Origin of the sequence: Nitrobacter sp. JJSN, assembly GCF_051912485.1 — a bacterium.
Lineage (GTDB): Bacteria > Pseudomonadota > Alphaproteobacteria > Rhizobiales > Xanthobacteraceae > Nitrobacter.
This window is the reverse complement of sequence record NZ_CP196822.1, coordinates 3,468,785-3,480,999: the sequence shown is the minus strand read 5'-3', so window position 1 is coordinate 3,480,999 and position 12,215 is coordinate 3,468,785. Positions and strand designations below refer to the sequence as shown.

13 protein-coding genes are annotated in these 12,215 nt (G+C 62.8%); 10 read left to right on the top strand and 3 right to left on the bottom strand.

Annotated elements, in window-relative coordinates; translation table 11 throughout:
- The first annotated feature begins 15 nt into the window (after positions 1–15).
- The 3 genes from ACSZOQ_RS17055 (at position 16) to ACSZOQ_RS17045 (ending at position 2,716) form a co-directional block, all read left to right on the top strand.
- Positions 16–504 (top strand): MarR family winged helix-turn-helix transcriptional regulator, encoded by a 489-nt coding sequence (locus ACSZOQ_RS17055; protein WP_439923596.1) that lies wholly within the window; start codon positions 16–18, stop codon positions 502–504.
- A 96-nt stretch (positions 505–600) separates the two neighbouring features.
- Positions 601–1,971 carry a glutamate--cysteine ligase gene (locus ACSZOQ_RS17050; RefSeq protein WP_439923595.1) on the top strand — a complete coding sequence of 457 codons (1,371 nt, stop codon included), beginning with the start codon at positions 601–603 and terminating at the stop codon, positions 1,969–1,971.
- Positions 1,972–2,203: 232 nt separating this feature from the next.
- Positions 2,204–2,716 carry a PAN domain-containing protein gene (locus tag ACSZOQ_RS17045; protein ID WP_439926115.1) on the top strand — a complete coding sequence of 171 codons (513 nt, stop codon included), beginning with the start codon at positions 2,204–2,206 and terminating at the stop codon, positions 2,714–2,716.
- A gap of 53 nt (positions 2,717–2,769) precedes the next feature.
- On the opposite strand, the gene lepB is transcribed toward ACSZOQ_RS17045, so the two are convergent.
- From lepB to ACSZOQ_RS17030, 3 genes are all read right to left on the bottom strand, one after another.
- On the bottom strand, positions 2,770–3,540 hold the full coding sequence (gene lepB / locus ACSZOQ_RS17040; protein ID WP_439923594.1) for a signal peptidase I: 771 nt from the start codon (positions 3,538–3,540) through the stop codon (positions 2,770–2,772).
- Entirely contained in the window at positions 3,537–4,964 is a 1,428-nt protein-coding gene (gene tldD / locus ACSZOQ_RS17035; RefSeq protein WP_439923593.1) for a metalloprotease TldD, read from the bottom strand. Before tldD ends, lepB begins: the two co-directional genes overlap by 4 nt.
- A gap of 115 nt (positions 4,965–5,079) precedes the next feature.
- The gene (locus tag ACSZOQ_RS17030) at positions 5,080–5,592 is read right to left on the bottom strand and encodes an invasion associated locus B family protein (RefSeq protein WP_439926114.1); all 513 of its coding nucleotides are present in this window, start codon (positions 5,590–5,592) and stop codon (positions 5,080–5,082) included.
- A 509-nt stretch (positions 5,593–6,101) separates the two neighbouring features.
- Between ACSZOQ_RS17030 and coxB the strand changes: the two genes are divergently transcribed.
- From coxB to ACSZOQ_RS16995, 7 genes are all read left to right on the top strand, one after another.
- Positions 6,102–6,956: a cytochrome c oxidase subunit II gene (gene coxB, locus ACSZOQ_RS17025; protein WP_439924201.1), complete on the top strand. Its 855-nt coding sequence runs from the start codon at positions 6,102–6,104 to the stop codon at positions 6,954–6,956.
- 60 nt (positions 6,957–7,016) lie between these two features.
- Positions 7,017–8,636 carry a cytochrome c oxidase subunit I gene (ctaD, locus tag ACSZOQ_RS17020; RefSeq protein WP_439923592.1) on the top strand — a complete coding sequence of 540 codons (1,620 nt, stop codon included), beginning with the start codon at positions 7,017–7,019 and terminating at the stop codon, positions 8,634–8,636.
- 111 nt (positions 8,637–8,747) lie between these two features.
- Positions 8,748–9,686 carry a heme o synthase gene (locus ACSZOQ_RS17015; protein ID WP_439923591.1) on the top strand — a complete coding sequence of 313 codons (939 nt, stop codon included), beginning with the start codon at positions 8,748–8,750 and terminating at the stop codon, positions 9,684–9,686.
- A gap of 16 nt (positions 9,687–9,702) precedes the next feature.
- Positions 9,703–9,873, top strand: a complete 171-nt coding sequence (locus ACSZOQ_RS17010; RefSeq protein ID WP_439923590.1) for a CoxF protein — start codon at positions 9,703–9,705, stop codon at positions 9,871–9,873.
- Positions 9,874–9,878: 5 nt separating this feature from the next.
- Positions 9,879–10,529 (top strand): cytochrome c oxidase assembly protein, encoded by a 651-nt coding sequence (locus ACSZOQ_RS17005; protein ID WP_439923589.1) that lies wholly within the window; start codon positions 9,879–9,881, stop codon positions 10,527–10,529.
- Between the two features lie 97 nt (positions 10,530–10,626).
- Positions 10,627–11,478, top strand: a complete 852-nt coding sequence (locus ACSZOQ_RS17000; RefSeq protein WP_439923588.1) for a cytochrome c oxidase subunit 3 — start codon at positions 10,627–10,629, stop codon at positions 11,476–11,478.
- Positions 11,479–11,548: 70 nt separating this feature from the next.
- A complete protein-coding gene (locus ACSZOQ_RS16995) occupies positions 11,549–11,941 on the top strand; it encodes a DUF983 domain-containing protein (protein WP_439923587.1) in 393 nt (130 codons plus the stop codon).
- Positions 11,942–12,215: the final 274 nt, after the last annotated feature.

The following is a 12,215-nucleotide window of genomic DNA, read 5'->3' as shown; positions in this document are numbered from 1 at the left end:
CATGGGGACTTCGCGATGAGACGCAAACCGTCGACCGAGGCGGCCGCCGCCTGGATCCGCCTGATGCGCGTGCAGAGCCGGGTGCTCGATGCGGTGGAGCATGAGTTGAAGAAGGCCGGTTTTCCGCCGCTGGCCTGGTATGACGCGCTGTTCGAACTGTCGCGCTCGCCGGCAGGCGAGCTGCGGCCAGTCGAACTGGAAAAGCAGATGCTGCTGCCGCAATACGCGACCTCGCGCCTGGTCGACCGGCTGGTGGACGAAGGGTTGGCGGTGAGGCGCGAATGCAAGGCCGACAAGCGTGGTCAGTTCGTCGAGATCACCGACGCCGGGCGCGAGTTGCAGAAAAAGATGTGGCAGGCCTATTCGGCGGCGATCGAAAAGCATGTCGGCTCCAAACTCTCCGACGCCGACGCCGCAAAGCTTTGCGGACTGCTTGACCGGCTCGGCTGTTCCTGCAATGAGGCTCAGGCGCTTGCTGTCAGAGACGGTGCGTCCACGCGATGATGTCTCTCTCGCCTTTCGCGATTGCGGGCCATGCGGCTCACATTCTTTACCGCTACCGCGTGCGTTCGATCGAAACGCCCGACACCCGGATTTGTCATGGCGCGTGACCAGATCGATATGACGCCGCTGCAATCACGCGACGAACTCGTGGCGTGGCTGGAAGCGGGCGTAAAGCCGGCATCTGAATTCCGCATCGGCACCGAGCACGAAAAAACTCCGTTCACGCTTCAAGGCCACGACCCCGTGCCGTATGAAGGATCGCACGGCATCGGCGCATTGCTCCAGGGTATGCAGCTCCTGCTCGGCTGGGAGCCGATCATGGAGCAAGGCAATATCATCGGTCTTCATGACGTCACCGGCGGCGGTGCGATTTCGCTAGAGCCGGGGGGGCAGTTCGAGTTGTCGGGCGCGCCGGTCGAAACGGTGCATCAGACCCAGTCGGAGCTTGCCGCGCATCTGGCGCAGGTCAAGGAGATCGCGACACCGCTCGGCATCGGATTCCTCGGCCTTGGCATGACGCCGTCGTGGTCGCGGGCGCAGATTCCGATGATGCCAAAGGGTCGCTACAGGATCATGCGCGGCTACATGCCGAAGGTCGGCAGCTACGGTCTCGACATGATGTTCCGGACCTGCACGGTGCAGACCAATCTCGACTTCTCGTCCGAAGCCGACATGGTCAAGAAGCTGCGGGTCTCGGTGGCGTTGCAGCCGGTCGCGACGGCGCTGTTTGCAAATTCTCCGTTCACCGAAGGCAAGCCGAACGGCTTCCTGTCGTTCCGTTCGGAAATCTGGCGCGACACGGACAACGCCCGCGCCGGCATGATTCCCTGGGCATTTGAAGACGGTATGGGATTCGAACGCTGGGTCGACTACGCGCTCGACGTTCCCATGTATTTCGTCAAGCGGGGCGAGAATTATATCGACGTGTCCGGCTCGTCGTTCCGCGATTTTTTCGATGGCCAGAACAAGGCCATTCCCGGCGAGCGGCCGACCTTGTCGGACTGGGCCAATCATCTGTCGACGATTTTCCCCGAGGTGCGGCTGAAGCGCTATCTGGAAATGCGCGGCGCCGACGGCGTGCCGTGGGGACGCCTGCCCGCGCTTCCGGCGTTCTGGGTCGGACTGCTCTACGACAACGCCAGCCTTGATGCAGCCTGGGACATCGTGAAGCGCTGGAATGCGCAGGAACGCCAGGCGCTGCGCGATGACGTCTCGCGGATGGGTTTCAAGGCGCGGATCAGGGATCGCTACCTGTTCGAAATCGCCAAGGAATGCCTGGTGCTGGCGCATACGGGCTTGCGCCGGCGCGGCCATGTCGATCATCTCGGCCGCGACGAGTCGCGGCATTTGGAGCCGCTCGATCGTATTCTGGATTCAGGCCGCTCACCCGCCGAGGAGATGCTGGAGAAATTTAACGGCGCATGGGCAGGATCGGTGGAGCCGGCCTACAGCGAATACGCTTTCTGAACGCTCGTCTCGAGTGGAAAAGGCTGACGGTAGGTCGAGTCACGTCCGGCTTTGGGTCAGCGGGTTGATCGGCGCCCGGTTCGCGGCCGCTCGTTCATCCACCATACATCAAGGTGGCGATTTAATGAGCCCTGTCCGCGCTCTTCCTTGTCCGGGATACCCTGTTTTGCGGCCTGTGTTGAAAATCCATGCATTGAAAGTCGGCCTGATCCTGCTGACCGCGCTGTCGTCGATGGTCCTTCTTCTGTCGCGGCCGGCGCATGCCCAGACCAATTTCGATCGACCGGGCGCCGACTATCAGCGAATGTCGCTGCGGTCGGGCGACCCGGCCGACTGCGCGCTGGCCTGCGAGCGCGACCGCCATTGCCGCGCCTGGAGCTTCAGCTATCCCAACGAGCGGTCGGAGATTGCGGTCTGCTGGCTCAAGAATGCCGTCCCGCCACGGGTCGCGAATCCGTGTTGCGTATCCGGCGTGCGTGGAGCGGGCGTGATCGAGCGGCGGATCGGCCCGGTCGAAACCTCGACTGATCGCTCGGGTGGCGATTATCGCGGCTTCGAAATCAAGAAGGATGAACGAGCCGACGCCGATCAGGTCTGCCGGCATGCGTGCGATGCCGATACCAAGTGCCGGGCGTGGACCTATGCGCGGCCGGGCTATGCCGGCAAGGCCGGGCGATGCTTCCTCAAAAAGGAAATCAAGCCGCCGCACCGCAGACCGGGCTTTACATCCGGGGTCGTGCGATAGAGGCCGGTCGCGCGCCGGGCGGAAAACCGCTACGCACTTTTCCTCATCCCGCTCTAATGCACCGCCGTGAAAAACCGCGCGAGGCGGAAGCCCGAGAGCCAGGTCCAGACCGGTTGGCTGCGGATGCCCAAATCCCATGAGCCGACGATCGCATCGACCCGGCCGACCAGGTTGTCGGTCGAAAGCAGGCCGACGCCGCCCTGGCGGACAGGCACGCGGCTGTCCGCGGAGTTGTCGCGGTTGTCGCCCATCACGAATAGCTGGCCCGGCGGTACTGTCACCTCCGCCGTGTTGTCGAGGCGGCCGTTGTCGTGAATCTTGAAAATGGTATGCGAGATGCCGCCCGGTAGCGTTTCCACGTAACGGTGCGCGGGCTCGCTGGAACCGCTGTCGTCCTCGGCTTCGCCGAGGCCATCCGCTTTCAGCGCTACCGCCTGTCCGTTGATCCAGACCTGACCGCCGCGCATCTCGATACGATCGCCAGGCAGGCCGATGACGCGCTTCACCCAGACCTGCGAGCGATCGCCGGGCCAACGGAAGACCACGACGTCACCGCGTTTTGGCAGATCTCCGAAAACGCGCGATGTCTCGGGAAACGAGACATGAATCGGCATCGAGGCGGTGCTGTAGCCGTAGGGGTATTTCGACGCCAGCAGCGCGTCGCCGATCAAAAGCGTCGGCTCCATCGACGCCGACGGCACATAGAACGGCTCGGCAAGGGCGCCCTTGGCGAGCAGGACCACTAACACGATCGCCCCGATCTGGACGATCTGTCCGCCCCAGCGGCGGACCATCGAACGTAGTGCCGACGAGTCCGTACTCATCCGCCCGTTCCTCCGACCGTGATCCGTTCCATTCGCAGTGTCGGCTGGCCGACGCCGACCGGCACGCCCTGGCCGTTCTTGCCGCAGGTGCCGATGCCGTCGTCGAGCGCGACATCGTTGCCGATCATCGTGATGCGATGCAGGTCGGTCGGCCCGTTGCCGATCAGCATCGCGCCCTTCAGCGGCGCGCCGATCTTGCCGTTCTCGATCTTGTAGGCCTCGGTGCACTGGAAGACGTATTTGCCCGAGGTGATGTCGACCTGGCCGCCGCCGAAATTCGCCGCGTAGACTCCGTTCTTCACCGACGCCAGAATTTCGGCCGGGTCGCGATCACCTGCCGGCATGTAGGTGTTGGTCATGCGTGGCATCGGCACATGAGCATAATCCTGGCGGCGGCCGTTGCCGGTCGGTTTCATCCCCATCAGCCGCGCGTTCTGACGATCCTGCATGTAGCCGACCAGGATGCCGTCCTCGATCAGCACGGTGCGGTTGGTCGGTGTGCCCTCGTCATCGATTGAAAGCGAACCGCGCCGCGCGGAAATGGTGCCGTCGTCGACCACAGTGACGCCTTTGGCCGCTACCTGCAGACCCATCAGTCCTGCAAACGCCGAGGTTTTCTTGCGGTTGAAGTCGCCTTCGAGGCCGTGCCCCACCGCTTCATGCAGCATCACGCCGGGCCAGCCCGGTCCAAGCACCACGTCCATTTCGCCGGCGGGCGCTGGCACCGATTCCAGATTGATCATTGCCTGACGGATCGCGCCGTCTGCGGCTGACCGCCATGCCTTGGTCTCGATGAAGCGAGCATAGCCCTCGCGCCCGCCATAGCCTTGGCTGCCGGTTTCCTGGCGGTCGCCTTGTCCGGCGACGACGGAAATGTTCACCCGCACCAGCGGACGGATATCGCGATAGCTTTCGCCGTCCGGCCGCATGATTTCAACGACCTGCCACGTCGCGCCGAGGCTGACGGACACCTGACGCACCCGCGGATCCTTGTCGCGCACGTAGGCGTTGATTTCGGCAAGCAGCTTGACCTTGGTCTCGAAGCCGAGGCCGTCGAGCGGATTGTCGTCGCCGTACAGCCGTACGTTGGTATGGGAGGGAGCCGCCGCGAAGGTCCCGTGATAGCCGCCGCGCACGGCGCCAACGGCATCGGCGGCGCGGATCAGCGCGGGCAGCGAAACGTCGGACGAATGGGCGTAGCCGACAGCGTCGCCCTTGACGGCGCGAAGCCCGAAGCCTTGCGAGGTATCGTAGGTCGCCTGCTTGAGCCGGCCGTTGTCGAACATCAGCGCTTCGCTCTGGCTGTATTCGAGAAACAATTCGCCGTCGTCCGCGCCTTTGAGGCCCCGCGCCATTTCGTTGCGCACGGTATCGCGGTCGAGATTGGCACGGTCGAGCAGGGGCGTGGTGGCGGGACTGGTCATGCGGACTCCAAGTTCAACGCGGATATGCGGCCGTTCCGTGTCGTCCGAAGCGGTCAAGGTTCAAGATAGGTATGATGGCCGCGAAAAGGGAGGTTCTTTCCAAACCTTCATTCCGCTACGGCAGCTTGTCGTAACCTTCGCCCAATCCGTTCAGGCTGAGCGGGAAGCCGATGCCTTCCTCGGGCGTTTCGAAGATGATGAAAGTCGCCGTCTTTGCGCTGCGCAACTGCCCCAGCAGTTTGTCGTCGAGCACGACCTCGGCGACGCAGCCGTTGGGTAGGCAGCGCACGAACCCGGCGCGGCCGACGTCGACGTTGTCCAGTTTCAAGCCGAGGCCGGAAGGTAGCAGCACGCCGAGCGGCGCCACCACCCGCATCAGCCGGCTTTTCTGGTCGGCGGTTTTAAGCACGATCACGGTGAGGCCGGCGTTGGAGCGGTCCTCCGCCACCACGCTCTGGATCAATGCGCATTGCTCGGCTTTGGCGCCGGGCGGGGTGTCACAGCGGATTTGCCAGTCGCCATGGACCGATTTGACGGCCCCCTGGGCGTTGGCCGCGCCGGCAAACCCCAGAACGAGAATGGCGGCGACCCAGCCCATTAGCGCGCGGCTTGCCGGCCGCCTCGCCATGATCATGCGGCCCGACGCGGGTCCGGTATACTGTTTCGAAGGCCCCATCCGGCTCGATCCCCTGCTCTCGCGTGCCATACTTGGGCCAACTGGTCCGGCGCTGGCCTGATGGGCAATGACGGCGCCTTGAAGGCGGCCCGACCCCCGGGGGCAGCCCAGACCGGCAGCCGAATCTATGAAGCAGCCCGCCTGTGCCTACATCGGACAATCCCCCTGTCAAGCGGCGTCCAGCCGCAAAAGACGCGTTTGCGCTCTGTTTTGTCGGCAAATGCACCTTTGTCAGCAAATGCGCCGGACCGCGGTTGCAAAGACATCGCTCAGCGACTGTCCTTGGTCCTTGCGGGGTGCGACAAATTATGGTTTGAGAGGACCGGCTTTGGACGCATTCTAGCCAAACAGCCCCACAGGCTGTTCGCAGGGAAGCGTCATATCGACCAGCAGACTGCCGCCGGCGGGAACTGCTTAGGGGATTCGTTTAGGGTTTATTTATGACAAGGAGCGCGAGCGGCATGAAGATGTCGAATGGCCTGTATGGCCGCCGGTTTGGCCGCCGGTTTCTGGGAATGGCGTTTGGGGCAGCGGCTTTGGCTGCTGGTTGTGGATCGGTTTCTGCCGAGGAGGTAGGTCCGCAGCCCTGGGGGATTGATTTTGCGGGCTCTGCGTCGCCTGTGATGGACAGCATCGAGAAGATGCACAGCGGGCTTCTGATCGTGATCACGGTTATCACGCTGTTTGTGACGGCGCTGATGGTGATAGCGATGTTGCGGTTCAACGCGCGCGCCAATCCGGTACCGTCGAAGACGACCCACAACACCATGATCGAGGTTGCGTGGACGATTATCCCGGTTCTGATCCTGGTCGGCATTGCGATACCGTCGTTCCGGCTGCTGTTCCAAGAGCTTGACCTTCCGAAGGCTGACCTGACGGTGAAGGCGACCGGCAAGCAGTGGTACTGGACCTACACCTATCCGGACAACGGCAAGATCGAGTTTGACTCGCTGATTGCGCAGGACAAGAAGCCGCGGATGCTGGCGGTCGACAACGAGCTGGTTGTTCCGGTGAACAAGGTGGTTCGGGTGGAAGTGACCGGGACCGATGTCATTCATTCGTTTGGAGTTCAGGCGTTCGGCATCAAGGTGGATGCGATCCCGGGTCGTCTCAACGAGACCTGGTTCAAGGCCACCAAGCTTGGCATGTTCTACGGCCAGTGCTCGGAGCTGTGCGGCCGGGATCACGCCTTCATGCCGATCGCGGTTCGGGTTGTGAGCGATCAGGATTTTACGGCCTGGGTTGAGACCGCGAAGAAGAAGTTTGCTTCGAACCCGGAGAACGCGGTGGCGTCAGCTGCCGACGCGATGCGCTAGGCGAGAGCGACAGCCTCTAAGGTTCGAAGGACTTCAAGGGACGAAAGACAGGATTAGACAATGGCAACATCCGCAGCACATGCTCACGACCACGACGACCACGACGACCATGCGCACCACCCGACCGGGTGGCGGCGCTTTGCGTATTCGACCAATCACAAGGACATCGGTACCATGTACCTGGTGTTCGCTATCGTTGCGGGGATCATCGGCGGCTTGATGTCGATGGGCATCCGGGCGGAACTGATGTATCCCGGCGTGCAGGTTTTCCATCCTGCTCACGAGTACAACGTATTTGTGACCTCGCACGGCCTGATCATGATCTTCTTCATGGTGATGCCTGCGATGATCGGCGGTTTCGGCAACTGGTTCGTGCCGCTGATGATCGGGGCGCCTGACATGGCGTTTCCGCGCATGAACAACATCTCGTTCTGGCTGCTGCCGGCGGCGTTTGCGCTGCTGCTGCTGTCGACGATGGTGGAAGGCGAGCCGGGCGCTCTCGGTGCGGGCACGGGGTGGACGCTGTATGCGCCGCTGTCGACGAGCGGCCATCCGGGGCCATCGGTGGATTTCGCGATCCTCTCGATCCATCTCGCCGGTGCTTCCTCGATCCTCGGCGCGATCAACTTCATCACCACGATCTTCAACATGCGCGCGCCGGGCATGACCCTGCACAAGATGCCGCTGTTCGTCTGGTCGATCCTGGTCACGGTGTGGCTGCTCCTGCTGTCGCTGCCGGTGCTGGCAGGTGCGATCACCATGCTTCTGACCGACCGTAACTTCGGCACCACGTTCTTCGCTGCCGACGGTGGCGGTGATCCGGTGCTGTTCCAGCATCTGTTCTGGTTCTTCGGTCATCCTGAGGTGTACATCCTGATTCTGCCTGGCTTCGGCATGATCAGCCATGTGATCTCGACCTTCTCGAAGAAGCCGATCTTCGGTTATCTCGGCATGGCCTATGCCATGGTCGCGATTGGCGGCATCGGCTTCGTGGTGTGGGCTCACCACATGTACACGGTCGGCATGGTGTCGTCGGCGCAGGCTTACTTCGTCGCCGCAACCATGGTGATCGCGGTGCCGACCGGCGTGAAGGTGTTCTCGTGGATCGCCACCATGTGGGGCGGTTCGATCGAGTTCAAGGCGCCGATGCTGTTTGCACTCGGCTTCATCTTCCTGTTCACGGTTGGCGGCGTGACCGGCGTGGTGCTGGCCAATGCGGGCGTCGATCGCGTGCTGCAGGAGACCTACTACGTCATCGCGCACTTCCACTACGTGATGGGCATTGCCGCAGTGTTCTCGATCTTCGCGGGCTGGTACTACTGGTTCCCGAAGATCTCCGGCTACATGTACAACGAGACCATCGCCAAGCTGCACTTCTGGCTGATGTTCATCGGTGCCAACGTCCTGTTCTTCCCGCAGCACTTCCTCGGACTGCAGGGCATGATGCGGCGCTCGGTCGACTATCCGGACGTGTTCGCGGGCTGGAACGAGATCTCCTCGTACGGTGCCTTCATGGCGGGGCTCGGCGCCCTGGTGTTCCTCTACGGCCTGGTCGACGCCTTCTCGCGCAAGCAGCAGGCAGCCGACAATCCGTGGGGTGAAGGCGCTACCACGCTGGAGTGGACGTTGTCGTCGCCTCCGCCGTTCCACCAGTTCGCAACGCTGCCGAAGGTGCAGTAAGCGGTCATGTGACTATGCGCGGCGCGCCTGGGGTGTGCCGCGCACCCAACAAAACGAACTGTGCGCGGCGCGCCTGACGCGCCGTGCACCCCAACAAAGCGAGTGTGTATCGTGTCGGTTGTCGATCAAAAAGCCATCGAACTACCGCCCCGGATATCGGAGGCGAGCGTCGCCGATTACTTTGCGCTGCTGAAGCCACGGGTGATGTCGCTCGTGATCTTCACCGCGCTGGTGGGGCTGATGATCGCGCCGGGCCATGTTAATCCGGTGCTGGGCTTCATTTCGATCCTCTGCATCGCGGTCGGCGCCGGTGCCTCCGGTGCGCTGAACATGGCGCTCGAAGGCGATATCGACGTGCTGATGTCGCGCACGGCCAACCGGCCGATCCCGCGCGGCCGCATCACGCGCGGCGAGGCGATGGGTTTTGGTCTCACACTGTCGTTCTTCTCGGTGATGACGCTCGGCGCCCTGGTCAACTGGTACGCCGGGGGATTGCTCGCCTTCACGATCTTCTTCTACGTGGTGATCTACACCATGGGGCTGAAGCGGCGGACCGCGCAGAACATCGTGATCGGCGGCGCCGCCGGTGCGCTGCCGCCGGTGGTGGCATGGGCGGCGGCGACGGGGTCGCTGTCGGTCGAGCCGCTGCTGCTGTTTTTGATCATCTTCTTCTGGACGCCGCCGCATTTCTGGGCGCTGGCGCTGTTCCGCTCCGACGATTATGCGCGTGCCGGCGTGCCGATGCTGCCGGTGGTCGCCGGTCCCGATGCGACGCGGCTGCAGATCCTGCTTTATACCATCGTGCTGGTGGCGATCGCCGCAGCACCCTGGCCGCTCGGCTACTTCGACTGGGTTTATGGCGTTACCTCGCTGGTTCTCGGCGCCGGGATGCTGGTGCTCGCGATCAATGTCTATCGCCATCGCACCGGCAGCACGGCGCTGCGCGCCACGCGCCGTCTGTTCGCATTCTCGATCCTCTATCTGTTCGCGCTGTTTGCCGTTCTGCTGCTCGATGTGGTTGCAAAGGCCGTCGCGCCGTTGATCTGGTAGAGGGGCGCATGGACCGATGGACAACGACAGCAAGCCGAAGCCGGACACGGTCGTTCTCACCGACGCCCAGAAGAAGCGTCGTCGCGAGCGCTCGATCGCGATCGCCTTGGCGCTTGGGTTCATGGTCGTGCTGTTCTTCGTCGTCACATTCGTCAAGGGGCCGGGCGTTCTCGTCCGTCCGATGTGATTGAGATGACCGGCGCGCCACAGCACCCGCAGCAATCGGCCACGGCGGCTCCCGCTGCACTGACGGCTGCGCCGCGCATTGGCCGCGACGTGAAGATCGGTGCGGCCTGCGGCCTGCTGGTCGCCCTGATGGTCGGCTCGGCCTATGCGGCGGTGCCGTTCTACAACTGGTTCTGCCGCGCCACCGGCTTCAACGGAACGACCCAGGTCGCAAAAGCCGCGCCGAAGGGGGCGCCGCTCGCGCGCACCGTGGCCGTGCGCTTCGATTCCAACGTCTCCGGCGGACTGCCGTGGAAGTTCGAGCCGGAGCAGACCGAGATAAATGTCCGGATCGGCGAGGTCACGACTGTCTATTACACCGTTACCAACGTGTCGGCCGGGACCACGATGGGGCAGGCGGCCTATAACGTCACGCCACTGACGGTCGGATCGTATTTCACCAAAATCAACTGCTTCTGTTTCACCGAGCAGACCCTGGCGCCCGGTGAGAAGCGGGAGATGCCCGTTGTCTTCTATGTCGATCCGGCATTCGCCGCCGACAGCGAGAACGACGGCGTCAATACCATCACCCTGTCCTACACATTCTTCCCGGTGAAGAATGCCGCGCCGAAGCCGGTGGCGGCGAACGAACCGGACGGGCCAGGGGGGAATATCTGAGCTTCGGAAGTATCTGAGCTTCGACGGCTGACGCGTTTTGTTTTTGAGATCAATAGGTGCCCAATACCGCCGGCACCGCTAACGGAGAGAGACCGCAATGGCTACGGCGCAAGTCAAGCACGATTATCACCTTGTCGACCCGAGTGCGTGGCCGATCATAGGCGCGACCGCGGCCTTCATCATGGCCGTCGGCGCCATCCTGTGGATGCATCATCTGACCGCGGCCGCGCCGATCATCTTCGGCACCGGCCTGGTCGGCGTGCTCTACACCATGGCGAACTGGTGGGCGGACGTGATCCGCGAAGCCGAGCACAAGGGCGACCACACCCGCGTGGTGCAGATCAGCCATCGCTACGGCATGATCCTGTTCATCTGCTCCGAGGTGATGTTCTTCGTCGCCTGGTTCTGGGCCTTCTTCAACTCCTCGCTGTTCCCGGGCGATCCCGTGCACATGACGCGCGCGGCGCTGTTCGGCGGTGTCTGGCCCCCGAAGGGCATCCACACCTTCGATCCCTGGCACCTGCCGTTGCTCAACACCCTGATCCTGTTGACCTCGGGCACCACGGTGACCTGGGCGCACCATGCCCTGCTCAATGGCGATCGCAGGGGGCTGAAGTGGGGTCTGATCCTGACCATCGCGCTCGGCGCCATCTTCACCTGCGTGCAGGCCTACGAGTATCATCACGCGGCCTTCAGCTTCGCAGGCAACGTCTACGGCGCCACCTTCTTCATGGCCACCGGCTTCCACGGTTTCCATGTGTTGGTCGGAACCATCTTCCTGATCGTCTGCCTGTTCCGTGCCAACGCCGGACACTTCACGCCGACGCAGCACCTCGGCTTCGAGTTCGCCGCCTGGTACTGGCATTTCGTCGACGTGGTGTGGCTGTTCCTGTTCGTCTGCATCTACGTCTGGGGCAACGGCGCCGCGGCCATGGCGCACGCGCACTGATCGGGACGAAACACGCTGAACATATAAAGGGCGGCCGCGTGGCCGCCCTTTTCTCTTACGGGGATGGCTGATGTCCAATTTTTATGCCCGGGCGACAACGTCCCAGGCCATCCTGCGCGGGATCGCCTGCAAATGTCCGCGCTGCGGCAAGGGAAAGCTCTTTTCCGGCTTCCTGACGCTGCGCCCCTCCTGCGACGCTTGCGAGCAGGATTATTCCTTCGTCGATGCCGGAGACGGACCTGCCGTCTTCATCATCCTGATCGCAGGCTTCATCGTCGTCGGCGCCGCGCTGATCGTCGAGGTCAAGTATCAGCCGCCGTTCTGGCTCCACGCCGCGCTCTGGATCCCCCTCGTCCTCGCCGTCACCCTGTGGCCGCTCCGCGCCATGAAATCCCTCATGATCAGCCTCCAGTTCCATCACAACGCCGCTGAAGGACGATCCATCCGAAAAAATACGCCATGACAAAAAGCGAATTCTTCCTGAGATGATGGATCGCGGGTCATAAGAGAGCGAAGCGACGGCGTTCTTTGAACGGCCATGCCGGCAATGACGGATAATCGATATCTTGCCGTTCAAGCGCGGAACACTCCAAGAGCCAGTTGGCGAGGTCCGCGCGGCACGGTTTTTCGCGCTTGTGGGTTTCCCCTTCACCCCGAAACGCTCTATGGTGCGCGGCGGCTATCGCGCGAAGGCGAAGTGAATACCCCTCAATATCAGATGGTTGGTAACATCCGCC